Origin of the sequence: Streptomyces scopuliridis (assembly GCF_042790125.1) — a bacterium.
Classification (GTDB): Bacteria; Actinomycetota; Actinomycetes; order Streptomycetales; family Streptomycetaceae; genus Streptomyces; species Streptomyces scopuliridis_A.
This window is the reverse complement of record NZ_JBHTZS010000014.1, coordinates 1-23081: the sequence shown is the minus strand read 5'-3', so window position 1 is coordinate 23081 and position 23081 is coordinate 1. Positions and strand designations below refer to the sequence as shown.

Below are 23081 nucleotides of genomic sequence, written 5' to 3'. Positions count from 1 at the left end.
TCCCGCCCACCGGGAGGCATCCGGGCCCCTGGCCGGCTTCCCCGGGGCAGCCTGCGAGGGAGCCGACGGGCGGCCGGGCCGGCGCGCCGCCCGGATGGAAGCCGTCGCCCTCGCCTTCACGCGGTGCCGCGACGACATGCACGCGATGCTGAGCGATCGGGACCGGGGCGTTCCGGCCGAGCGTTCCCGCCCCTCCCGACGCCGACCCCCAGACAGCGTTCCTGTCCTTCGTCGGCCGGGAGCCCTGACGTCGGAGGAGGGCCCCCGGTGGTCCGGACGAGGGCCGTCGTCCACCGGGTTCAGACGGTCTGCTCGATGCGCTCGAAGATGTCCGAGTCCGTCTCCTGCTGCCAGGCCGGCAAGTCTGCCCAGTCGGCGACATATCCGGGCTTCGGATCCTTGAAGTGCTTGAATATCTGGGCGGTCCAGCAGAGCGCGACGAAGCGGCCCTTCTGCTCTCGGGTGAGCCGTGCGGCGTGCCCTTCGCTGACCTTGATGAAGTCGCGAACCTGTCCGTAGACGGCCGCGGCAGCCTCGCGCTCCCACTCCGGGGTCTCGTCCCACGGCGTGACGTAGCCGGGCTTCGGTTCACCGGGGTAATGCGCGGTCACACCGGCGATCCATGCCTCGCGGAAGATCCGACCGTCACTCATGCACATGTCCCTCTCGTCATGCGGTGCGCGAGAGCGCCGCGATTCGGTGATCCAGATCCGAGACTCGATCATCGGACATGAGCGGGGCAAGACGCCCTCGGAGTCCGTCCAGCTTCTTGGCGATGAATCCGGAGTTCGACTGGTCGGCCAGGCTGATCACTGTCTCCGCGTAGTGCACGACCTGGCCGGCGTCGCGCCGATGGACCCCGAGGACGGCCAGGTCGCTCAGTACGGCGGCGCGACGGCGCAGCGACAGGGGCTGTGCGAGGGCTGCGGTGAGGGCGTCTTCCGCGAGGTCGGGGCGTTCGAGCTGGAGGTAGCAGGCTCCTCGTTCCTCCGGGAGACGGGAGCCGTCGAAGCGGAGCCAGCCGCCGTTGTGCGAGCGGTTACCAAGAGAGTGCACCTCCTCGGCTTCGTCGAGGGCTCTGGTGCAGGCGTCGACGTCACCCATGGCGGCGTACGCCTGGGCCTGGACGGCGGCGACCCAGTGGCGGGTGGACAGTGCGCTGTCGCCCCGGCGGGCAATCAGCGAGGCCGCCGCCAACAGCGGCTGGGCGGCGGGCGCGCGATGTGCGTATAACTCGACGTAGGCGTGGCGGGTCATGGCGCAGGCCCAGAGGTCGTGGTCACCACCAGCATGAGCAGCGTTGGCGGCCAGCGTGTAGCACTGGGCTGCGTCGGTGTACCGGTTGGCGTCGAAGAAGAGTTCGCCGGCGAGCTGATAGAGGTCGCCCGTCATCGTGCACAGTCGAGCCCGCTCCGCTTCGGTGCGCGCCTCGATCAGGCCCTTCGCCAGGACGTCGAGTTGCCTGCGTACGGCCGGGAAGACGGTCGGCTTGGAGTCCGAGAGGGTGAAGACCTGCCACAGGCCGCGGTGCAGTTCCTCCCCTGTCTCAAGGAGTGCCGTCCCCGTGTGTCCTCGGGGAGCCTCGTCCGAACCAGGCAGGGTGACCATCGCTCCCGTGACAGCGAGCAGGCCCAGAACATCGCGGCGCTTCATGTCGTCATCTTCACCGTAGAGGAGGGGTGGGGTATCAGGAGGCACGGCCGTTTCGACCGGCGGCTCTTCGACGAGAAGCCCTTCCAGCTCGGAGAGGGTGACTCCTAACAGACAGGCGATCCTGGGTCGTTGGTGCGGCTGTGGTGTGGCACGGCCGCCCTCCCAGCGGATCACGGTGGACACGGCCACCGCGAGTGCTTCGGCGAATACCTCCTGAGAGTAACCCTGTATCGCCCGCCGTTCGGCAAAACGCCTACGCCTCGACGCCATTGGTCTCCCTCTCGGAAAGAGCACCTGCCCAGCTCGCACCGCGCGATGCCCGGAAAACGCCTGGGAACCTCGCTAGGTCCGCTCTGGGAGACGGTAACGGATCGTCGTTCACTGGTCACACGCCGCTCGAAGGCTGAAGGACTCTCCGAACTGCCCCGCAGGAACCTTGGCGCCAGTGGCCGTACGTACGCGCCGCCGGAGCCTCTCCCGACCCAAGGAGTCTCATGACCACCTCCGTCGTACTTCTCACCCCCATGCGCCCGTGGGGTGCGGGGCGCCTCGCGCCCTACCCGACCGTCATCCGACGGCTCCACGCCACGGTCGTCGTCGACCCCACGACTCAGCTCGGGGTGTTCCGCGACCGTGCCGGTCACGTGGTCGAGATGGGCAAGCACGGCACCAGTTCGGGCACCGAGACCTCCACGACGACGAACTCGGACTCGCGGAACGACCAGGGTCACGACCAGGACAGCAACCAGGACTGATGACCATGGCCGAGAAGAGGCCGGTACTGGTGGCCACCGAGGCGGACGACATCACCGCCGACATGGTGATCACCGAACTCAACCGGCGCGATGTACCCGTGCTCCGTTTCAACCCCGGCGACATCGGCGATGGCCTCACGGTCTCGGCTCGGTTCGGCACCTGCCCGGCCCCTGTGGTCGGGCAGGTACGCACCCCGTCGAGAACCGCCGACCTGACCAGCGTCCGATCGGTGTACTGGCGCCGCCCGAAGTGGCCGTCGTTTCCCCACCTGCCGCCGGACGACTCCCGTTTCGCGGCGGCGCAGGTCCGCTACGGACTTGGGGGCACGCTCTACGCGTTGGACGGCCCGCTCTGGATCAACCACCCGTTACACATTGCGGCGGCCAGCTACAAACCCGCCCAGCTCGCTCTCGCCCAGCAGCTCGGCTTCGCCGTCCCGCCCACGCTCGTCACCAACAATCCGGCCGAGGCGCGCGAGTTCATCCGTATCCAAGGGGACGCGATCTTCAAGACGCTGCGCTGGACTCCCTATACGCGGGATGGCGTGCCGGTGACCGGATGGGCCGACCCCGTCACCGCCGACGAGATCGACGACAGTGTTCGCGTCGCACCCCACCTGTTCCAGGCTCGTGTGGACAAGGTCGCCGACCTCCGCGTCCTGATCGTGGGGCGGCGCGCGTTCGCCGTGCGCATCGACTCCGAACTGCTGGACTGGCGCAAGGACTACAGCGCCCTGACCTACACCGTGGAGCACCTGCCCTACCGGATGGACAAGGCACTGCGCGCCTACCTGGACCGACTGGAGCTGGTATCAGGGAGCTTCGATCTCGCGGTGGATCGGGCCGGAGACTACTGGTGGCTGGAGCTGAATCCCAACGGGCAGTGGGGGTGGCTGGAGACGGAGACCGGCCTCCCGATGTCCGCCGCGTTCGCCGACCTACTCATGCAAGGAGACCGCCGATGACCGACCCGGCATCCGAGCGGCGCCGCATGGCGGCCGTTCTCGCGAACAAGGGTGTTCTGAAGTCCCCTTGGCTGCGCGGGGCCGTCGAATCCGTCCCCCGCGAGCAGTTCCTCCACCCCGGAGTCTTCCTGGACGAGGGGCGGACCTGGCGGCCCGTCACCGCCGTCGGTACGGGCCCGGACGAGTGGCTGAGGATCGCGTACAGCGTCGACACCCTCACCACCCAGCTCGACGGCCACCTCACCGCCGACCAGACCGGCGAACCAGTCGCGGGCGTACCCACATCGTCCTCGACCGATCCGACCACCGTCGTCAGCATGATCGAGGTCCTGGGCCTCACAGAAGGTCATCGTGTCCTGGAGATCGGCACGGGCACCGGTTACTCCACGGCCCTGATGTGCCACTACCTCGGCGAGGACAACGTCACCACGGTCGAGGTCGACCCGCAGGTGGCGTCACGGGCGGATGCCGCCCTGGAAACCGTCGGCTACTCAACGTGGACGGTGACGGGCGACGGGCTTCTAGGCCACCCGTACCGGGCACCGTACGACCGGGTCATCGCCACCTGCGCGGTGCGTCGCATCCCGTACGCATGGATCCGGCAGACGAGGCCCGGTGGCGTCGTCCTCAGCACGATCGGCTCCTGGCCCTGGGGAACCGGTCTCGCGAAGGTCACCGTTGGCGATAACGGCGCCGCCGAGGGTGCGATCACCGGACGCTCCGCCTTCATGCAGGCGCGGTCCCAGACAGTGACGCCCTTGGCCGGCGACCTCTCTGCCCGCACCGCGCACGCGGACAGTAAGCGGCCCGCGCTGGTGTCGCCCCTCGTCCTGGAGGAGTGGATGCCCGCGTTCCTCGCACAGCTCGCCGCACCCGGCGCGCAGTTCGTCCGCGCCGCCCGCGGCGACGGCTCGCTCTTGCGGTACCTGTTCGATCCGGAGCGGGAATCGTTCGCCGAGTTCATCTCTGACGGCGAGGGCTGGATCGTCCGCCAAGGCGGCCCCGTGGCACTGTGGGACGACATCGAACGCTCCCTTGTCGCCTGGCAGGACGCCGGGGCTCCGGATATCGATGCGGTGCGACTCCGCGTCACCGACCAGTCCCACGTGTACTGGATCGACGACTGCCCGTCGCTGCGCCTGGAACACCGGCTCACCTGAACCGCCACCCACCGAGGCCGGGACTCGCCGACGCCACGAGGCATGGCTACCTTCGTGGCTACGTACGTAGTCGCACGGCCCCGTGCGAACCGGTGCGAACCAGGTTCCAGCAAGGCCCGCCTGTACCTGGAAAAAGCCTCTGACCTTCGTTTCTCATGGTCAGGGTCCCTTGGAGGCAGACGAGTCGGGCTGTACGCCGGATTTTGTCGCCGGTCGGCCTCGCGGCCGGCCGGGAGACGGCCATCCATCTAGGACCGGCGTTGCCGTCGGTCTCGTGCGGTCTACCCGCGGACTCGGGCGGGCAGCCCTCGGTCGTCCGCGCAGGAGCGGCTCGTATTCCTACGAGCGCTCCCTTTTGACCTTGCTCCAGGTGGGGTTTACCTAGCTGCCCAGGTCACCCTGGGCACTGGTGGTCTCTTACACCACCGTTTCACCCTTACCGAGGCCCGTACGGATACGGTCCCCGGCGGTCTGTTTTCTGTGGCACTGTCCCGCGGGTCACCCCGGGTGGCCGTTAGCCACCACCCTGCCCTGTGGAGTCCGGACGTTCCTCGGGAAGCCCCAGGGGGCTCCACGCGGCCGTCCGCCCGGCTCGTCTGCCGTGTCGGCCATGTTACCCGGCGGGAGGGGGGCCCAGCGCATCGGCGCCGGTGGGGGGCCTGGGCGGGGTGGCGGGTGACGGATGGCGGGTGTCGGGTGGCGGGTGGCGGGTGGCGGGTGGCTTGACCTTGCCGCGACGTCATGGTTTGTACTGGCTCCATGCGGATAGCGGAGATCGCCGCCCTCGTCGGGGTCACCACGCGGGCGGTACGGCACTACCACCACCTGGGCCTGCTGCCCGAGCCTGCCCGGCGGGCCAATGGCTACCGCGACTACTCGGTACGGGACGCCGTCCTGCTCGCCCGGATCAGGCGGCTGACCGAGCTGGGGCTCGCCCTGGACGAGGTGCGGGATGTGATCGCCGATGACGCCGGGCGCGAGTTCACCGAGGTGCTCGGTGAGCTGGACGCCGATCTGGCGCGGCAGGAGGCCGGGATCCGGGCTCGGCGCGCCAGGCTCGCCGAGCTGATGGAGGACCCGCCGTCCGCCGAGGGGCCGGTGTCCCCCGCGCTCGCGCGGCTGCTCAGCGCCGTCCCGCCGATCGACTCCCCCATGGGGGCCAAGGACCGCGAACTGCTGGTCCTGTTCGACACCGCCGGGGGCGGTGAACGGTTCTACGAGGCGCTGCGCCCCCTCGCGGAGAGCGCGCGGCTCCACGGTCTCTACCGGCGGCTGGACGAGCTCGCCGACGCGGCGCCCGGCGACCCCCGGATCGGGCCCCTCGCCGACGCTCTCGTCGCCGCCATCCCGGACGAGGTGCTGGCCGCGATTCCGCGGGCGCCGGAGCGGCCCGTCGTCGGCGGGTTCGGGGAGGCCCTGATCGCCGACTTCGCCCCGGCCCAGGCCGAGGTCGCCCGGCTGGTGATGGAGGCGCTGGCGACGAAGGCGCCGACAGGGGAAGGGGAGCCGTCGTGAAGTGGGCCGTACCGCTCGTCATCGCCGGTGAACTCGTGCTCGTCGGCTGTCTGTTGGCGGGGGTGCCGGTCCCCGCCCCCGTGCTTCTGGGCGCCGAGGCCGTCGTGCTCGCGCTCGTCGCGCTGGAGGCCGTGGTCCTGCGCCGGCACTACGCGCGGGCCCGGCGGACCGGTGCCGCCCGCCGGGACGCGTTCGCCTCGGCGGTCCGTACCGGCGTGCCCGAGCCCGTACGGCGGCTGCTCGCGCACGAGATACGGGCTCTCGGCAGCCTCGGGCGGTGGGTCACGCGCCGTACGCACGGCGTGCGGGAGGGCGATCACGCCGCTCCGTACACCGGCCCGCAGACCGCGATGATGTACGGCCTGCTCTTCGTCGCCGTCGTCGAGACGGTGGCGCTGGCCGTGCTGATCCCCTGGCCGGTGGTGCACCGGATCACGCTGCTGCTGGACGTCTATACGGTGCTGATGGTGCTGGCGTTGCACGCGGGCTGTGTGACCCGGCCCCATGTGGTGGGCGCGGACGGGTCGTTGAGGATCCGGTACGGCTCGCTCTTCGACCTGTCCGTCGAGGCGGCGCGGATCGCCTCCGTACACGTCGACCGGCGCTACCCGGCGAGCGGCGGCCTGATCGGCTTCGATCCGGCGGACGACGGGGTCCTCGATCTCGCGGTGGGCGGCCAGACGACCGTACGCGTGGAACTGACCGCGCCCGTCACGTTCGTACGGCCTCTCGGGCGGCGCGGGCGGGCCCGGGTGGTCCGCTTCCACGCGGACGGGTCCGCCGAGCTGGTCAAGGCCCTCACCCAGGCGCTCACGCGGGCGCGAACAGTGCCTTCGCCGACCCCGGACCGGCACGGGTGAGCCGTACCCGCAGCCGCTCCCCCAGCGGGAGTGGTGCGGTGCCGCCCTCGATACGGGCGATCACCGCCGGGTCCGTCAGATGGACCGTGCCGACGGCCGGGTCGTGCTCCCGCACATCGATCACATACCCGTCGAAGATCTCCCCGACCCTGTCCCTGAGCAGCGCCGTCTGCACGATGTCGACGCACTCGCGCTCCACCGCATCGGCCCGTTCCGCGCCCTCGGCCATCTCCTTCGGCAGCCCGTCCAGGGCCGCGAGCACCCACTCCGGCGGGCCCTGGCCCGCCACCGCGCTCAGACAGATCTCCCCCGCGTACCGGTCGACGAGCCGCCGCAGCGGGGCCGTGCAGTGGGTGTACGGGGCGGCCACCGCCGCGTGGACGGCGGGCCGCGGGATCCGGCCGCCGGTGAACACGGTGTAGCCCGCGCCGCGGAGCAGCGCCGTGCACTCCTGGAGGAAGGCGGCGTGGCGGGCGTTGTGGGGGTCGAGGGAGCGGACGGTCTCGGCGTACGCGACATGGTGCGGCCAGTCGATGCCCAGCGCCTCCGCCGAGCGACGGAGCCGGCCGACCTCGCCGCCCGGGGCGCTGGGGAGGGTACGGAGGATGCCGGTGCCGGCCGTCAGCATCAGCTGGGCGGCGGCCATGCCGGTGAGCAGGGAGAGCTGGGCGTTCCAGCCCTCGACGGGGAGCGGGGCGCGGTATGTGACGGCGTACGAAACGCCGGAGACGCTGTCTCCGGAGACGCTGTCTGCCGCTTCGGACGGGCGTTCACTGTCCGCTCTGGACGGGCGCGCCACGATCTCCTGCTCGGGGACGACGAGGGAGACGCCGCCGCGCTCCCGTTCCAGCCGCTCGCGCAGCACCCCGATCTCCTTCAGCAGGGCGAGGGACTCCGGGGCCGTCCCCGCGTCGATCTCCCGCTGCGCGTCCGCGTAGTCGAGCCTGGCCCTGCTCCGTACGAGCGCCCTGCGGACCTCGGTGGAGACGGTCCGGCCCTCCGCGTCCAGGTCGATCTGCCAGAGCAGGGCCGGCCTGGTCCGGTCCGGCAGCAGACTGGCCGCGTCCTCGGAGAGCACGGTGGGGTACAGCGGCACCCTGGCGTCGGGGAAGCAGAGGGTCTGTACGCGACGGTGCGCCTCGGCGTCGAGCGCGCCGGCCGGGGTGACGAACGCGGTGACGTCGGCGATCGCGTAATGGACCCGGAAGCCGCCGCCCGGCCGCCGGGCCAGTCGCAGCGCCCGGTCGAGGTCGGCGGCGGCGGGCGGGGCGAGGGTGAACAGCTCGACGGCGGTGGCGTCGTGGTCCGGCCGCCAGCCGTCGTCCGGCGGCCGTGGGGCGCGTACGGCCCGCCCGGTCTCGGCGCGGACGGCGGCCGAGAAGGCCCCGGGCACGTCGAGCGCCGTACGCAGCTCGTCCAGGGCGGCCCGCAGCGGAGTCCCGGCTGCGCCGGTCGTGTGCAGATGACGGCGGGGCATGGTCCGAGCGTATGGCGGACGGAAGCGGGCGGCGCGGCGAGCGAACGCACCCCGCCGACGAGCGGCTCGGCGCGGGCCGCCCGTGAACGCGCACGACCCGCCCACGGCGGCTCGGCGCGGGATGTTCGTCGCCTACGCTGGCGCGGGGGCCACGCCCCCTGTCCGCCCAGGTCGTCCGAGGAGAACCACCGTGCTCGTGCTGTTGCCGCCGTCGGAAGGAAAGGCCGCTTCCGGGCGCGGCGCTCCGCTGAGGCCGGAGTCCCTCTCCCTGCCGGGGCTGACCGCGGCCAGGGCCGCCGTGCTGGACGAGCTCGTCGAGCTGTGCGCCGCCGACGAGGAGAAGGCGCGTCAGGTGCTCGGGCTCAGCGAGGGGCTGCGCGGCGAGATCGCGAAGAACGTGGAGCTGCGGACGGCGGGCACGCGCCCGGCCGGCGAGATCTACACCGGTGTGCTGTACGACGCGCTGGATCTGGCCACGCTCGACACCTCGGCGCGACGGCGGGCGGCGAAGACGCTGCTGGTCTTCTCCGGGCTGTGGGGCGCGGTTCGGATGGGGGACCGCATCCCCTCGTACCGCTGCTCGATGGGGGTCAAACTGCCGGGGCTCGGCGCGCTGGGCGCGTACTGGCGCGGGCCGATGGAGTCCGTCCTGCCGGAGGTGGCGGGCGGCGGGACCGTGCTCGATCTGCGTTCGTCGGCGTATGCCGCCGCGTGGAAGCCGAAGGGCGAACTGGCGGGGCGCACGGCGACGGTACGGGTGCTGCACGCGCAGATCGATCCGCTGACCGGCGCGGAGAAGCGGTCCGTGGTCAGCCACTTCAACAAGGCGACGAAGGGCCGGCTGGTACGGGATCTGCTGACGGCGGGCGCGCGGCCGAAGGGCCCGGCCGAGCTGGTGGAGACACTGCGGGAGCTGGGGTACGTGGTGGAGGCGACCGCTCCGGAGCGGGCGGGGCGTACCTGGGCGCTGGATGTGGTGGTCACGGAGATCCACTGAGCCCGGAACTGTCTCTGATGCGGCCTCTGACGCGACGTTGCATCCTGCGCAACGGTCATTGCGTGGAATGGCACGGGCGCGGCAGGATGTCGCCATGACCTCCGCGCCCGTGGCTTCCGTGCTGGACCTCGCCCCCGTCATCCCTGTCGTCGTCCTCGACGATGCCGCCGACGCCGTGCCTCTCGCCCGCGCCCTCGTCGCCGGCGGACTGCCCGCGATCGAGGTGACGCTGCGGACCCCGGCCGCGATGGAGGCGATCCGCGCGATCGCGGCGGAGGTGCCGGACGCGGTGGTCGGCGCGGGCACGGTCATCACGGCCGAGGCCGTGGCCGGCTCGGTGAAGGCGGGCGCGCGCTTCCTGGTCAGCCCGGGGTGGACGGAGGCGCTGCTGACCGCGATGCGGGACTCGGGCGTGCCGTTCCTGCCGGGGGTGTCGACCACCTCCGAGGTCGTGGCGCTGCTGGAGCGCGGGGTGACGGAGATGAAGTTCTTCCCGGCGGAGGCCGCGGGCGGCACGGCCTATCTCACGTCCCTGGCGGGTCCGCTCCCGGGGGCCCGGTTCTGCCCTACGGGCGGCATCACGGCGGGGAAGGCACCGTCGTATCTCGCCCTCCCGAACGTCGGCTGCGTCGGCGGGACATGGATGCTCCCGGCGGACGCGCTGGCGGCGAAGGACTGGGACCGGGTCGAGTCGCTGGCCCGCGAGGCGTCGGCCCTGCGGGAGCCGCGCCGCCCGTAAGGCCGTGGGCCGCCGGACGGCACGAGCCGCACCCGCACCCGCACCCGCACCCGCACCCGCACCCGCGAGAGCGTCAGCGCAGATGCGAGGTGTCGTTCAGCAGCCGCACCGACGCGTTGCCGTCCGCGTAATACGCCACCGCCGACAGCGAGGCGGCCGACAGCTCCATCCGGAACAGGGACTCCGGCGGTGCGCCGAGGGCCAGCCGCACCAGAGTCTTCACCGGGGTGACATGCGTGACCACCAGCACCGTCCGGCCCCGGTAGCGCTCCAGCAGCCGGTCACGGACGGCCGCGACGCGTCGCTCCACGGCCGTGAAACTCTCGCCGCCGCCGGTCGGCGCGACATCCGGTGAGGCGAGCCAGGCGCTCAGATCGTCGGCGTACCACTCCCCTACCTCCGCGAACGTCAGCCCCTCCCAGGCGCCGAAGTCCGTCTCGCGCAGGCCCTCTTCGACGGTGACGTCCAGACCGAGCCGGGCCGCCACGGTCGCCGCCGTCTCGCGGCAGCGCCTGAGCGGCGAGGAGACGATCTCCTGGATGGTGCCGCGCGCGGCCAGCGACGCGGCGACGGCCTCGGCCTGCCGGCGGCCGGCCGCGGACAGCTCCGGGTCGCTGCCACCGCTGCCGGAGAAGCGCTTCTCGGGCGTGAGCGCGGTCTCGCCGTGCCGCAGCAGGACGAAGGTGGCGGGAACGCCGAGATCGGCGGAGGATCCCCAGCCCACGGACGGGGAACTCGCGGGCGCCGAAACGGATGACGCGGTGTCGGAAGACGCTGTGTCGGAGGACGCTGTGTCGGAAGACGCCGCCACCGTCCGCTCCGTCCGCTCCTTCTGTGCCGCCCGCCCCACGGCCTCGCTCGCCTCCGCCTCCGTCATCGCCGCCCGCGCCGCGCTCGCGTCCAGCGCGGCCGTCGACGCCGACGGATCCCACTGGCCGCCGTTCTTGCCCGCGTCCATCGCCTCGTTGGCCAGCCGGTCCGCGTGTTTGTTGCGCTCGCGCGGGATCCACTCGAAGGTCACCTGCCCGGCGGGGAGGATCCGCGCCGCCTCGGCGGCCAGCGGCTTCATGTCCGGGTGCTTGATCTTCCAGCGCCCCGACATCTGCTCGACGACCAGCTTGGAGTCCATCCGGACCCTGACCTCGGCGGCCGGGTCCAGCGCCTTGGCGGCGTTCAGCCCGGCGATCAGGCCCTTGTACTCGGCGACGTTGTTGGTGGCGATACCGATGTACTCGGCGGCCTCGGCGAGCGGCTCACCGGTGCGGCCGTCCAGGACGACCGCGCCGTATCCGGCGGGCCCCGGGTTGCCCCGGGAGCCGCCGTCCGCCTCGACGATGAACTGCCGCATCACAGACCCGAATCGGCGGTCCGCACCAGGATGCGGCGGCAGTTCTCGCACCGCAGCACGGCGTCGGCGGGGGCCGCCTTGACCTCGTTGACCTCCGTGATGTTCAGCTCCAGCTGGCAGCCCTCGCAGCGGCGCCGGAACAGCCGCGCCGCGCCCACCCCGCCCTGCTGGACACGCAGCTTCTCGTACAGCTTGAGCAGGTCGGCCGGTACGGAGGCGGCGACGACCTCGCGCTCCTTCGTCACCGTCGCGGCCTCACGGTCGAACTCCGCGACGGCGGCGTCCCGGCGCGCGGCGGCGTCGTCGGCCTTGGCCTGGACGGCGGAGACACGCTCCGTCAGCTCGGCGACCCGCTCCTGCGCGGACTCGCGGCGCTCCATGACTTCGAGGACGACGTCCTCCAAGTCGCCCTGCCGCTTGGCGAGGGAGACGATCTCGCGCTGGAGGTTCTCCAGGTCCTTGGGCGAGGTGACCGCGCCGGAGTCCAGGCGCTGCTGGTCCCGTACGGCGCGCTGGCGCACCTGGTCGACGTCCTGCTCGGCCTTGGTCTGCTCGCGGGCGGTGTCGCTCTCCTCGGTCGTCGCGGCGACGAGCAGGTCGCGCAGCTGGGCGAGGTCCTTGGCGAGCGACTCGATCTCGGCGTGCTCGGGCAGCGCGGTGCGCTTGTGGGCGAGCTGCGACAGTCGTACGTCGAGGGCCTGGACGTCGAGGAGTCGGATCTGGTCGGCGGGCGCGGCGTTCAGTTGGGGGCTCCTGAGGAGTCGGAGGAGTGATGGGCTGACCAGGGGTCGGTGACCGTCTTCGAGACATGGACCCGCAGGTCCCAGCCATGGCGGTCGGAAATCTCGTCGAGCTGGGCGGCGGCCTGCTCGCACCAGGGCCACTCGGTGGCCCAGTGCGCGGCGTCGACCAGCCCGAGCGCGGTCTGCTGGGTGGCCTCGGAGACCGGGTGGTGGCGCAGGTCGGCGGTGACGAACGCGTCCACACCGGCCGCTCTGACCTGGTCGAAGAGGCCGTCGCCCGAGCCGCCGCTGACGGCGACCGTACGGACGGGCGCGTCCGGGTCGCCCGCGATCCGGATGCCCTGGGCGGTGCCGGGCAGCCGGTGCGCGACGCGTGCGGCGAAGTCGCGGAGGGTCGCGGGGCGGTCCAGCTCGCAGATCCTGCCGAGGCCGCGCCGTCCGGCGGGGTCCGTGGGATCGGGTACGAGGGGCCGTACGACCCGCAGGTCGAGCGCGCCGGCGAGGGCGTCGGAGACACCGGGGTCGGCGGTGTCCGCGTTGGTGTGCGCGACGTGCAGCGCGATGTCGTGCTTGATGAGGGTGTGCACGACGCGCCCCTTGAACGTGGAGGCCGCGACCGTCGTCGTACCGCGCAGATAGAGCGGGTGATGGGTGACGATCAGTTCGGCGCCGAGCCGTACGGCTTCGTCGGCGATCTCCTGGACGGGGTCGACCGCGAACAGGACCCGGGTGACCGTGGCGCCGGGGTCACCGCAGACCGTGCCGACGGCGTCCCACTGCTCGGCCCGCTCGGGCGGCCAGAGGGCGTCGAGCGCGGCGAGGACGTCCGCCAGACGGGGGGCGGAGGGGGCGTCGGCGGGGACGGCTGGGGGGACAGGGGGCACGGTGCAAAGGCTACCTGTCCTCACTCTCGCGCCCACCATGCCTGTGGATAACGCCGGGCGGGATGGGGCGGGGGCCGGGCGGGGCCGGGCGGGGGCCGGGCGGGGCCGGGCGGGGACGTTCCCGCCCGGCGCGCGCGCCGGTCACCCCGACGGCGCCCGCTACTTGACGAGGTAGCCGCGCAGGTCGTCGAGGACCTGGTCCGCCGCCGTCACGCCCAGGCCCAGGTACCAGGTCTCGTCCTTGACGTCCTTCGCCTGCCCCGCCTCGACCGCCTTCAGGTTCTTCCAGAGCGGGTTGGAGCGCGCCGTGTCCCGCTGGGTCTTTGCCGGGTCGCCGTACACGCCCGTGAAGATCCAGTCCGCGTCCGCGTCGTCGATCTTCTCCGGGCTGATCTCCACGGCCAGGTCGTTGATCCGCTGGTTCTCGGGCCGCGGCAGACCGACGTCGTCGAGGATCGTGCCGATGAAGGACGCCTTCGCGTACAGCCGCAGCCGGTCCGGCATGTAGCGGACCATCGAGACGGTCGGCTTGTCGGGGCCGATCTCCGTGCCGAGGGCCGCCGCCTTCTTGTCGTACGCGGCGAGTTCGGCCTTCGCCTCCGCGGTACGGTCCAGCGCCTGGGCGTTGAGGAGGTAGTTCTCCTTCCAGGTGAAGCCGGGGCGGATGGAGAAGACCGTCGGGGCGATCTCCGCGAGCGCCTTGTACTTGTCGGCCGCGCGCAGCTGGCTGCCGAGGATGAGGTCGGGCTTGAGTCCGGCGATCGCCTCCAGGTTGAGGTTGTTGATCGTGCCGACGCTCTTGGGGCTGCCCGCGCCCTTCCGCAGGTAGCTGGGGATGCCCTCGTCGCCCTCGGTCGGCGCGTATCCGACCGGTTCCACGCCGAGGGAGACGACGTTGTCGAACTCGCCGACGTCCAGCACGACGACCCGCTCGGGGCGCTTCTTCAGCTCGGTCGTGCCCATGGCGTGGGTGATCGTGCGCGGGAACTGCCCCGGCCGCGCGTCGGTCCCGTAGGCGGCCGTCTTCTCGGCCGCTTCGGCGAAGTCCTTGCCGCCCGTGGCGACGGCGGCCTTCTTGTCGCCTCCGTCCGACGCGGCGGAACCGCTGTCGGAGGGGTCGCCGCCGCCGCAGGCCGCGAGGGAGAGCGCGGCGGCGAGGGCGACGGCGGCGGCTGTGCCACGGCGTCTTATGGACATGTCGGTGCTCCTGGGAGGCGGTACTCGGCGGTTGGTAAGGCGTGCCTTACTTTATCCACCGCCGTCCCGGCCAGCACACCCACCCCCGCGCTATCTGTGGAATCGCGCGATGGCCACCCTTATGTGTGAAGTGCGAGGTCTCGTGTTGTTCGGCAGGAAGTACGAAAACTAGCTTCGTCGCCGGAGGTGACAGACCGATGACGGCCTGTGCTATCGAGACGGCTACTACGGCTACGACGGCTGCTGAGGACGGGAGCGGACCGGACGGGGCGGACAGTGCGGACGGGGCGGACGGAACGGGGCCGAACGGCCCGGACGGTCCGGGTGGCCCGGGAGGAGGGGGCGAGCCGGGCGGTCCTCGCCGGGCGGTACGGCATCCGGAGTTCGCGATCACGGCGGACGGCGCGTACGCGGCGCGGCTGACGCTCGGCGCGCCCCGCCAGGGCGTTCCGGCCGGTCGCGGCGACGCGTGGTTCCCGGAGCGGTGGACCCTCGACGGGCCCGAGCCCTACGCCGTGCCCCTCCCCCTCGACCAGCCCGAGGAGCCCGACACCGACGTGCTGCCGCTGTCGGACGGCAGGGTGCTCATCCGCCGGCTGGTCGCGGACCGGCACGACTTCTCGCTGCTCTACCCCACCGGCCCCGGTACGGGGCAGCTGCCGGTGGGCGCGGTGGGCCGCGCGGACGAGCACGCCGAGCTGACGCTGCTGCCGCCGTCGCCGGACGGCCGCCGCGCGTACGCCCTGTCCGCCGGTCCGCGCGCCACCACGGTCTGGCTGGTGGCGGGCGGCGCGTCCGGCCCCGAGCGGGTCGCCGAGGTGCGCGGCCGCTGCTCGGGCGGCGTCTGGCTGGACCGTACGGGCCGGATGCTGGCCCTCGACCGGGAGACGGACGGCGTGGTGAAGGCCGTCGCCGTCGATCTGGGACGGGGCGGCGAGGTGACCCCGCTGCTCCAGATCACCGAGGAGAGCAACGACCGGCTGCTGCTGGCGGACGCCGACAGCGGACTGCTGCTGATCCGCTCGGACGCGCCGGGCCACGACCGGCTGGGGTGGGGCGTCCTGGGTAGTTTGCGGCCGGTGCGGTTCCCGGAGTGCCTGCGGCTGGCGGACTGCGCGGTGACGCCGTTCGCCGTACAGCCGGGGCAGGTGCTGATGCCGGAGAGCTGCGCGGTGGCGCTGCGGATCGACGGGGCGGCGGGCAGCCGGCTCGGGGTGTGGCGTCCCGCGGGCCGGCGGCTGCATCAACGCCGGGCGCCCGAGGGGTGGCTGGCCGGATCCGGTGTGTGGACCAAGGACGCCGTGCTCCAACTGCCGTACGCCACAAGGGCGGTGCCGTGCGGGGTGGCGCGCCTCGACGCCCCCGCCGATGTGCTGCTTCCCGTACCGGACGGCCCCCAGGACCCGGATCCCGGACTGATCACGGAACCGGCACAAGCGGAATCGGCGGACGGGGAACCGCCCAACGCTCCCCGGACTCCTGTGATGTGCAGGCCGGTGCCGCTCCAGCAGGCTCCCCTCACCGGCCGTGTGGCACCTGGATAGACTTTCGGCCGGGGCTTCGCGGCCGTACCGACCGGATGTGTCGGTGACGGTGACGCGGACGCGTGACCGTCACGCTCTCGTGGCGGTACGGGGCGGCCGGAGCCCCTGCGCCACCACAAGAAGCGATCACGACGGGGTGACTTCCCACATGTCTGAAGCCCGAACCGACACGACCCAGGAGCGCCCGCGGGGAGCGGCAACTGCCGACCGGGACGACAGCGGCGGTATCGGAACGCACGGAAAGCACCGGGGAGGTGCGGCGGCGACGGAGGACTCGGCGTCCCCCGTCCACGGCCGTCACCGCCGCCCGGAGCAGAGCGGCTACGCGGCCTGACGATCTGACGCACCGTCCGGCCGGAACACGACCGCGCATATGAGGAGAGGCCGCCACAGCGAGTCTGTGGCGGCCTCTCGCACGGATCGGCGAATTCGCCGAAGGCAGAACGCTGTTCCCTTCCCGTCCGGCGCGACGCTCCTACTCTGGGGAGGTGAGCAGCCACGCGACCGACCAAGCCCGCGTCATTCCCCTGCGCCCGGTGGCGGCGGCTGCCGCGCCGTCCCCGGACGCCGCCGCCTCGCCGCCCTCGGGCGCCGGGGAACCGCGCGAGCCGCTGTGGCGGCACCTCGTGGGCGATGTCCTGCGGCGCGAGCGCCTCGCCCAGGAGCGCACGCTCAAGGATGTCGCCGAGGCGGCCAGGATCTCGATGCCGTACCTCTCCGAGCTGGAGCGCGGCCGCAAGGAGGCTTCGTCCGAAGTCCTCGCGGCCGCCGCCCGCGCGCTCGGCCTCGGGCTGGCCGATCTGCTCGCCCTGAGCCACGGCGAACTCACCCGTCCCGGCCGGACGCACACCCGCCGGGCCCCCATCGGTCAGGAGAGGCCGGGCCCGGGACGCGGCGGCTCCGGGTCGTACGAGGCACGTCTCCTCGCCGCCTGACCCGACAACCCCCTACGTTCCCCGGACAGCCGGGGACCGCCTGCTCAGGACCTCGTCGGCCAGCCCGTACGCCACCGCCTCGTGCGCGGTGAAGACCTTGTCGCGGTCCATGTCGGCGCGGAGGGTCGCGAGGTCGTGGTGCGTGTGCCGGGACAGCACGTCCTCGATCTCCGCGCGGATCCTGAGCATCTCCTTCGCCTGGAGGCTGAGGTCCGAGACGGTCCCCTGCCGGCCGCCGCTCGCCGGCTGTCCCAGCAGCACCCGGGCGTGTTCCAGGACGAACCGCCGCCCGGGGTCCCCGCCCGCCAGCAGCACCGCCGCGGTCGAGGCCGCCTGCCCGACGCAGAACGTCGAGATCGGCGCGCCGACGAAGGTCATCGTGTCGTAGATCGCCATGAGTGAGGTGACCGAGCCGCCGGGCGAGTTGATGTAGATCGCGATCTCGCGCTCCGGGCCCGACGACTCCAGATGGAGGAGCTGCGCGATGACCACGTTGGCGACGCCGTCGTCGATCTCGGTGCCGAGGAAGATGACCCGCTCGGCCAGCAGCCGGCTGTAGATGTCGTACGCCCGCTCCCCCTGCGGGGTGCGCTCCACGACGGTCGGGATCGTGTACTGGCTCATCTCAGAGTCCGATCCGTCGCCGCGTACCGGCCGGGCGGACATCGTCGAGCGACTCGACCACGCGGTCGACCATCCCGTACTCCCTCGCCTGCTCGGCCGTGAACCACCGGTCGCGGTCGCCGTCGCGGGAGATCGTCTCCTCGCTCTGGCCGGTGTGCTCCGCGGTGATCCGCTCGATGGCCTTCTTCGTGAATTCGAGGTTCTCGGCCTGGATGGCGATATCGGCGGTGGTCCCGCCGATGCCGGCCGACGGCTGGTGCATCATGATCCGCGCGTTCGGCAGCGCGTAGCGCTTGCCCCGCTCGCCGACGCTGAGCAGGAACTGCCCCATGCTCGCGGCGAACCCCATGGCGAGTGTCGAGACGTCGTTGGGGATCAGCCGCATCGTGTCGTAGATCGCCAGCCCCGCCGTCACGGAGCCGCCCGGACTGTTGATGCAGAGGCTGATGTCGGTACGCGGGTCCTCCGCCGACAGCAGGAGCAGCTGGGCGCAGACCCGGTTCGCGGAGACCTCGTCCACCTGGGTGCCGAGGAAGACGATCCGCTGCATGAGCAGCTGAGCCGCCAGCTGGTCGTCGAACCGGGTCGGAGGTGTGTCGTCGGCGGTGGCCCGCGGGTCGGGGGCGGGGGTCCCACCGGTGAGGAGTGCGGTCATCGGTCCTCCGGGAGTCGTCGGGTGGCGCGGCCGGGCGTGGTGGCCGCGGTCATCCCACTCTCGGTCCGGCCGGGTGTCCGCCCAAGGGTTCTCGGCCCGTGGCAGATTCGCCGACGGCAGATGCCGGGGGGCGCGCGTCCCACTTCTGATGGGGCGTCAGGAAAACGCGGGAACGGACCGGCGGCCTCTTCCGGTGCCGTTCGCATCGCGTTCCGCGTCGCGTTCGCCGGAATATCACGGCCGGGTAGAAGGTTTCATCCTGCATCCACTTGCCGTAGACGCACCCTCGGCTGCCCTCACTTCCTGCCCGGAGGACGCACGTATGCCACAAACGACGACCGATCAGTACGCCGGGGAGCTCCCGGATCCGTCGACCCGCGGAGCCGGCGGGATCGTTCCCGTCCTCGCCTTCGCGGGCATCACCGTCGCGGTGATGCAGACCCTGCTCGTTCCCGTCATCAAGGACCTGCCCGTCCTGCTCGACACGGCACCCGCCGACGCCACCTGGGTCATGACCGCGACCCTGCTCGCCGGCGCCGTCTCCACGCCGATCATGGGACGGCTCGGCGATCTCTTCGGCAAGCGGCGGATGCTGCTCGCCAGCCTCGCCGTGATGGTGGTCGGCTCGCTGATCTGCGGATTCACCGACGACCTGGTCATCATGATCGTCGGCAGGGCGCTCCAGGGCTTCGCGATGGGCGCGATACCCCTCGGCATCGGCATCATGCGCGACGAGCTGCCGCGCGAGAAGCTCGGCTCGGCGATGGCGCTGATGAGCTCGTCCATCGGCGTCGGCGGCGGGCTCGCGCTGCCCGCCGCGGCCCTGATCGCCCAGAACGCCGACTGGCACGCGCTGTTCTTCGGCGCGGCCGGGCTCGGCGTGCTGTCGATACTGCTGACCGCCCGGTACGTACCGGAGTCCTCGGTACGGGCCGAGGGCACCTTCGACTGGCTCGGCGCGCTCGGACTGTCCGCCGGACTGGTCTCCCTCCTGCTGCCGATCACCAAGGGCGGCGACTGGGGCTGGGGTTCGCCGACCACGCTCGGGCTGTTCGGTCTGGCGGTGGCCATTCTGCTGCTGTGGGGCGTGATGGAGCTGCGGAGCGCCGCCCCGCTGGTCGATCTGCGCACCACCGCCCGGCGTGAGGTGCTGCTCACCAACCTCGCCTCGATCATGGTCGGTGTCGCCTTCTACGCGATCTCGCTCGTCCTCCCCCAGCTGCTCCAGCTGCCCGCCGCCACCGGCTACGGTCTGGGCCAGTCGATGGTGGTGGCGGGTCTGTGCGTGGCGCCGCTCGGTCTGACGATGATGTTCACGGCGCCGGTCTACGCCCGGATCTCCGCCCGGCGCGGCCCCAAGGTCACGCTGCTGCTCGGCATGCTGATCATCGGGATCGGGTACGGCGCGGGTCTCGGCCTGATGAACGCGGCCTGGCAGACCATCGTCATCTCGGTCGTCGTGGGCGCCGGTATCGGCCTCGCGTACTCCTCGCTCCCCGCCCTGATCATCGGCGCCGTCGACCCGTCGGAGACCGGCGCGGCCAACGGTCTGAACACCCTGATGCGTTCCATCGGCACCTCGGTGTCGAGCGCGGTGATCGGCATGGTGCTGGCGCACACCTCGATCCGGACGGGCGGCGTCAGCGTCCCCAGCATGGACGGATTCCGTATCTCGTTCCTCATCGCGACGGGCGCGGTGATCGTCGGGCTGGTGCTGGCCGCGTTCCTGCCGTCGCAGCGGTCGGCGCGGCGGCGTACGTCCCCGGCGGGCGACGCCGAGCAGGTGCGCCGGCCGACGCTGGTCGCCGGGTCGGGCGGGTTCCGCGGACAGGTGGTGGACACGGACGGTACGCCGGTCGCGCGGGCGAACGTCACGCTGATCGACCCCCGGGGCCGGCAGGCGGGCCGCACCACCGCCGACGAGGACGGCCGCTACGCGCTGCTGCCGCCGTCGGGCGGATCGTACGTACTGGCGGGCACGGCCACGGGGTACGCGCCGCACGCGCTCCCCGCCGAGTATCCCGGCGGCGGCGTGCCGGTCGATGTCGATCTGGTCCTCGTACAGGGCGCGCGGGAGCGCCGTACCACCGTCGCCTCCTGACCCGCCCTCTCACCCCCGGCGGCCGGCGGGCCGGGGCTGTACGGCAGCATGGGCGATCACGCTTCGTACCACGGTCCGTACCGCCCCACCACGGTCCGTGCCGTCCACCGCACCAGCACGAGGAGAGCCGATGCCCCCGGCACCCGCGCCGAAGATCCTCGCCGCCTTCGAGGCCGCCAAGGGGTTCATGCCCGTCCATGAAGGGCTCGCGCTGTACGCGGCGGCGGCCGAGGCGGGCGCGCTCGGGCTGCCGCTGCTGGAGATCGGCACGTACTGCGGGCGCTCCACCCTCCTGCTGGCCGCCGCAGCACGGGAGGCCGGTACGGTCGCCGTCACCGTCGACCACCATCGCGGCAGCGAGGAGCAGCAGGTCGGCTGGGAGTACCACGACCCGTCCCTGGTCGATCCGGACAGCGGCCTGATGGACACGCTCCCGGCCTTCCGCCGCACGCTCCGCGCGGCGGACCTGGAGGACTCGGTGATCGCGGTCGTCGGCCGTTCGCCGCGGGTCGCGGAGGTCTGGGGCGGCGCGCTCGGGCTCGTCTTCATCGACGGCGGCCATACCGACGAGCACGCCAACGGGGACTACGAGGGCTGGGCCCCGCGTCTCGCCGAGGGCGGGCTGCTCGTCATCCACGATGTGTTCCCCGACCCGGCGGCCGGCGGGCAGGCCCCGTACCGCGTCTATCTGCGGGCGCTGGCCTCGGGCGCCTTCACCGAGGTGTCGGTGACCGATTCGCTGCGCGTCCTGCGGCGTACGGCACCGGGGATCTGACCGCCGCCGAAGTACGGCCGCGCGGCCGGGGGGACCGCTGCCCGGACGAGTCGGTCCGACGTCCCGTGTCTTCCGCCGCGTCCCGATCGCCGGACCGTCTACCATCGCGACGGTGTCGTACGACGAGAGCCAGCAGCCCACCCGCCGCCGTTCCGGCCGGAGCAATCTCACCGTCGCGATCGCCGCTGTCGTGCTGACCGCCGTGGCGGTATGGCTCGTCCGGCAGGGGATGAGCGGCCCGGACGGCGGTCCGTCCGCCGCGTCGGCGGCCGGAGTCGCGTCCTCCGCCCCGCCGGCCACCACGCCCGCCCCTTCGCCCTCCGGCGGCACGCGGGACGACGACGTTCCCGGCGGCACCGCCCCGGCCGAACCCTCCGCTCCGGCCGGACCGCTCGCGGGCAAGGTCGTGGTCATCGACCCCGGCCATAATCCACGCAATCGCGACCACACCGCCGAGATCAATCAGCCGGTGGATATCGGAACAACCACCAAGGAATGTGACACCACCGGCACCTCCACCAGCGCCGGTTACCCCGAAGCCGAGTTCACCCTCGATGTCTCCCACCGGCTGCGCGATCTGCTCAGGAAAGAGGGCGCGACGGTCGTCTTCACCCACGACGACGAGCGCCCTTACGGGCCGTGCGTCGATGAGCGCGCCCGAATCGGGAACAAGGCGGAGGCCGATGCCGCGATCTCCGTCCACGCGGACGGATCGGCTCCCGGAAATCGCGGATTCCATGTCATCCTCCCCGCCCGGGTCAAGGGCGGAGGCGCGGACACCACGGCCATCGTCGGCCCCTCGCGCCGGCTCGGCGAACACATCGTGGGCAATTTCGTGCGCGAGACCGGCAGCGCCCCCGCCAACTATCTCGGCGAGGGCACGGGTCTCGACGTACGCGCGGACCTCGGCGGACTGAATCTGTCGACCGTGCCCAAGGTTTTTATCGAATGCGGCAATATGCGCGATTCGTCGGATGCCCGGCTGCTCACCGATCCGGAATGGCGGCAGAAGGCGGCGCGGGGTCTGGCGGACGGGATCCGCGGATTCCTGAAGAAGTGAGAAGAGGGTGAGAAGGGGATGAGAAGGGGAGCCGTGAACCGGGTGGGGAACGGGAGACGGAAGTGGTGAACTCGGGCCACGTACCCGCGTAACGGGCGTATACCGGCCCCGATACCCGGCAGACGCCCGGAACGGCGAGACGATACATTCATCCCTACGACAGGGAGCCGCCCCCGAGCTTCGCACCGTGTACCGCCAGACCGGCGGCAGCGACGACCGCCCCGACTTAGACGACTGACGAAGGACTTCTCACGTGAACATCCGCTCCCTCACTCGAGGCGACGGCGTGGTGATCGGAGCAGCGGTGTTGCTGTTCGTCGCCTCGTTCATCAATACGAGCACCATCGGCAATTACAGCTCCAACGCCTGGGACCTCCTGGGCTTCGTGATGAGCGTCCACGTGGCCGGGGTCGTCGCCGCCGCACTGATCGTCACCTCCCGCTCGCTGCCCCAGCCGAAGAAGATCGCGGGGCTGGAACTGGGCCAGTTCGGCACCGCCCTGTCGGTCTTCTCGTTGTGGACGACTCTCTGGTACCTGCTCGACGCCGGCAGCGCCGGGGCCGCTCTGATCCTCACCTTCCTCGGCGCCGCGATCCTCGCGGGCGGCGCGATCGCCACGCCGCTCGTCCCGGCCCTGAAGGTCGCCCTCGTCGGCGCCCCGAAGCCGCAGACCCCGCAGCCGTACGGCGGCCAGCCGGGCATCCCCGGCCAGGGCTACGGCTACCCGGCCGGCCAGCAGCCGTACGGTGCGCAGGGCCAGCCGCAGCCGTACGGCTCGCAGGCGGGCCAGCCCGCCCCGGCCCAGCAGGGCGGCCCGGCGACGGGCGGCGCCCCCGCCGGTGACTTCTCCCCGTTCTGGTTCGCGGTGCCGGTGGCCCGCCCGCTGTTCGGGGAGGACGGTTCGCCGTCCCCGATCGCCGAGCTGGCCCCCGGCACCTGGTACCTCGCGGTCGAGCAGCGCGGTCCCGGTCTGGTGGCCCAGACGCAGGACGGCCGCCGCGGAGTCCTCCAGGACACCTCCGGCATACAGCGCGGCTGATCACGCGCCATCGCGTCACAGCGGTACGACGACGGCCCCCCGCCGGAAAGCGCTG

The 23081-nt window shown here is 72.0% G+C and carries 23 protein-coding genes, 1 other RNA gene and 1 pseudogene; 14 read left to right on the top strand and 11 right to left on the bottom strand.

Annotated elements, in window-relative coordinates; translation table 11 throughout:
- Window positions 1-299: 299 nt before the first annotated feature.
- The 3 genes and pseudogenes from ACFRKB_RS21910 to ACFRKB_RS21900 all read right to left on the bottom strand — a co-directional run.
- A complete protein-coding gene (locus ACFRKB_RS21910) occupies window positions 300-653 on the bottom strand; it encodes a hypothetical protein (RefSeq protein ID WP_383107934.1) in 354 nt (117 codons plus the stop codon).
- A gap of 16 nt (window positions 654-669) precedes the next feature.
- Window positions 670-1653 (bottom strand): transcriptional regulator, encoded by a 984-nt coding sequence (locus ACFRKB_RS21905; protein WP_383108133.1) that lies wholly within the window; start codon window positions 1651-1653, stop codon window positions 670-672.
- Window positions 1654-1749: 96 nt separating this feature from the next.
- Window positions 1750-1923, bottom strand: a pseudogene (locus ACFRKB_RS21900) (helix-turn-helix domain-containing protein); the annotation flags it as partial.
- A 224-nt stretch (window positions 1924-2147) separates the two neighbouring features.
- On the opposite strand from ACFRKB_RS21900, the gene tgmA reads away from it, so the two are divergent.
- The 3 genes from tgmA to tgmC are packed head-to-tail and all read left to right on the top strand — an operon-like array spanning window position 2148 to window position 4533.
- On the top strand, window positions 2148-2408 hold the full coding sequence (gene tgmA / locus ACFRKB_RS21895; protein WP_383107933.1) for a putative ATP-grasp-modified RiPP: 261 nt from the start codon (window positions 2148-2150) through the stop codon (window positions 2406-2408).
- A 5-nt stretch (window positions 2409-2413) separates the two neighbouring features.
- Entirely contained in the window at window positions 2414-3373 is a 960-nt protein-coding gene (gene tgmB / locus ACFRKB_RS21890; protein ID WP_383107932.1) for an ATP-grasp ribosomal peptide maturase, read from the top strand.
- Window positions 3370-4533, top strand: coding sequence for an ATP-grasp peptide maturase system methyltransferase (gene tgmC, locus ACFRKB_RS21885; protein WP_383107930.1), 1164 nt, complete (start codon window positions 3370-3372; stop codon window positions 4531-4533). Before tgmB ends, tgmC begins: the two co-directional genes overlap by 4 nt.
- A 176-nt stretch (window positions 4534-4709) precedes the next feature.
- Here the strand turns inward: tgmC and rnpB are convergent.
- Window positions 4710-5128: RNase P RNA component class A (gene rnpB, locus ACFRKB_RS21880), an RNA gene on the bottom strand.
- Between the two features lie 164 nt (window positions 5129-5292).
- On the opposite strand from rnpB, the gene ACFRKB_RS21875 reads away from it, so the two are divergent.
- The gene (locus ACFRKB_RS21875; protein ID WP_383107929.1) at window positions 5293-6048 is read left to right on the top strand and encodes a MerR family transcriptional regulator; all 756 of its coding nucleotides are present in this window, start codon (window positions 5293-5295) and stop codon (window positions 6046-6048) included.
- Window positions 6045-6908: a hypothetical protein gene (locus ACFRKB_RS21870; protein WP_383107928.1), complete on the top strand. Its 864-nt coding sequence runs from the start codon at window positions 6045-6047 to the stop codon at window positions 6906-6908. Before ACFRKB_RS21875 ends, ACFRKB_RS21870 begins: the two co-directional genes overlap by 4 nt.
- Here ACFRKB_RS21870 and ACFRKB_RS21865 read toward each other — a convergent pair.
- Window positions 6859-8385 (bottom strand): RNB domain-containing ribonuclease, encoded by a 1527-nt coding sequence (locus ACFRKB_RS21865; RefSeq protein WP_383107927.1) that lies wholly within the window; start codon window positions 8383-8385, stop codon window positions 6859-6861. The genes ACFRKB_RS21870 and ACFRKB_RS21865 overlap by 50 nt on opposite strands.
- A 190-nt stretch (window positions 8386-8575) precedes the next feature.
- On the opposite strand from ACFRKB_RS21865, the gene yaaA reads away from it, so the two are divergent.
- Both yaaA and eda read left to right on the top strand, forming a co-directional pair.
- Window positions 8576-9382 carry a peroxide stress protein YaaA gene (gene yaaA, locus ACFRKB_RS21860; protein WP_383107925.1) on the top strand — a complete coding sequence of 269 codons (807 nt, stop codon included), beginning with the start codon at window positions 8576-8578 and terminating at the stop codon, window positions 9380-9382.
- Window positions 9383-9476: 94 nt separating this feature from the next.
- Entirely contained in the window at window positions 9477-10121 is a 645-nt protein-coding gene (eda, locus tag ACFRKB_RS21855; RefSeq protein ID WP_383107924.1) for a bifunctional 4-hydroxy-2-oxoglutarate aldolase/2-dehydro-3-deoxy-phosphogluconate aldolase, read from the top strand.
- 73 nt (window positions 10122-10194) lie between these two features.
- Here the strand turns inward: eda and ACFRKB_RS21850 are convergent, their stop codons facing one another.
- The 4 genes from ACFRKB_RS21850 to ACFRKB_RS21835 form a co-directional block, all read right to left on the bottom strand.
- Window positions 10195-11469, bottom strand: a complete 1275-nt coding sequence (locus ACFRKB_RS21850) for a bifunctional RNase H/acid phosphatase (RefSeq protein WP_383107923.1) — start codon at window positions 11467-11469, stop codon at window positions 10195-10197.
- A complete protein-coding gene (locus ACFRKB_RS21845) occupies window positions 11469-12212 on the bottom strand; it encodes a zinc ribbon domain-containing protein (RefSeq protein ID WP_383108132.1) in 744 nt (247 codons plus the stop codon). Before ACFRKB_RS21845 ends, ACFRKB_RS21850 begins: the two co-directional genes overlap by 1 nt.
- Window positions 12209-13096, bottom strand: coding sequence for a Nif3-like dinuclear metal center hexameric protein (locus tag ACFRKB_RS21840; RefSeq protein WP_383107922.1), 888 nt, complete (start codon window positions 13094-13096; stop codon window positions 12209-12211). The genes ACFRKB_RS21845 and ACFRKB_RS21840 overlap by 4 nt, the downstream gene beginning before the upstream one ends.
- Window positions 13097-13255: 159 nt before the next feature.
- Window positions 13256-14293, bottom strand: a complete 1038-nt coding sequence (locus tag ACFRKB_RS21835; protein ID WP_383107920.1) for an ABC transporter substrate-binding protein — start codon at window positions 14291-14293, stop codon at window positions 13256-13258.
- A 197-nt stretch (window positions 14294-14490) separates the two neighbouring features.
- Between ACFRKB_RS21835 and ACFRKB_RS21830 the strand changes: the two genes are divergently transcribed.
- From ACFRKB_RS21830 to ACFRKB_RS21820, 3 genes are all read left to right on the top strand, one after another.
- Window positions 14491-15837: a hypothetical protein gene (locus tag ACFRKB_RS21830; RefSeq protein WP_383107919.1), complete on the top strand. Its 1347-nt coding sequence runs from the start codon at window positions 14491-14493 to the stop codon at window positions 15835-15837.
- A gap of 148 nt (window positions 15838-15985) precedes the next feature.
- Window positions 15986-16171, top strand: coding sequence for a hypothetical protein (locus ACFRKB_RS21825; RefSeq protein WP_383107918.1), 186 nt, complete (start codon window positions 15986-15988; stop codon window positions 16169-16171).
- A gap of 154 nt (window positions 16172-16325) precedes the next feature.
- Window positions 16326-16772 (top strand): helix-turn-helix domain-containing protein, encoded by a 447-nt coding sequence (locus ACFRKB_RS21820; RefSeq protein WP_383107917.1) that lies wholly within the window; start codon window positions 16326-16328, stop codon window positions 16770-16772.
- 12 nt (window positions 16773-16784) lie between these two features.
- Here ACFRKB_RS21820 and ACFRKB_RS21815 read toward each other — a convergent pair whose 3' ends face one another.
- Entirely contained in the window at window positions 16785-17396 is a 612-nt protein-coding gene (locus tag ACFRKB_RS21815; protein WP_383107915.1) for a ClpP family protease, read from the bottom strand.
- A gap of 1 nt (window position 17397) precedes the next feature.
- The gene (locus ACFRKB_RS21810) at window positions 17398-18051 is read right to left on the bottom strand and encodes a ClpP family protease (RefSeq protein ID WP_383107914.1); all 654 of its coding nucleotides are present in this window, start codon (window positions 18049-18051) and stop codon (window positions 17398-17400) included.
- A gap of 322 nt (window positions 18052-18373) precedes the next feature.
- Between ACFRKB_RS21810 and ACFRKB_RS21805 the strand changes: the two genes are divergently transcribed.
- The 4 genes from ACFRKB_RS21805 to ACFRKB_RS21790 all read left to right on the top strand — a co-directional run bounded on the left by ACFRKB_RS21805 (window position 18374) and on the right by ACFRKB_RS21790 (window position 23026).
- Window positions 18374-20152 (top strand): MFS transporter, encoded by a 1779-nt coding sequence (locus ACFRKB_RS21805; protein ID WP_383107913.1) that lies wholly within the window; start codon window positions 18374-18376, stop codon window positions 20150-20152.
- A gap of 130 nt (window positions 20153-20282) precedes the next feature.
- Window positions 20283-20927: a class I SAM-dependent methyltransferase gene (locus ACFRKB_RS21800; RefSeq protein WP_383107912.1), complete on the top strand. Its 645-nt coding sequence runs from the start codon at window positions 20283-20285 to the stop codon at window positions 20925-20927.
- Window positions 20928-21039: 112 nt separating this feature from the next.
- Window positions 21040-21987: an N-acetylmuramoyl-L-alanine amidase gene (locus tag ACFRKB_RS21795; RefSeq protein ID WP_383107910.1), complete on the top strand. Its 948-nt coding sequence runs from the start codon at window positions 21040-21042 to the stop codon at window positions 21985-21987.
- A 253-nt stretch (window positions 21988-22240) separates the two neighbouring features.
- Window positions 22241-23026 carry a hypothetical protein gene (locus tag ACFRKB_RS21790; protein WP_365970973.1) on the top strand — a complete coding sequence of 262 codons (786 nt, stop codon included), beginning with the start codon at window positions 22241-22243 and terminating at the stop codon, window positions 23024-23026.
- Window positions 23027-23081 lie beyond the last annotated feature (55 nt).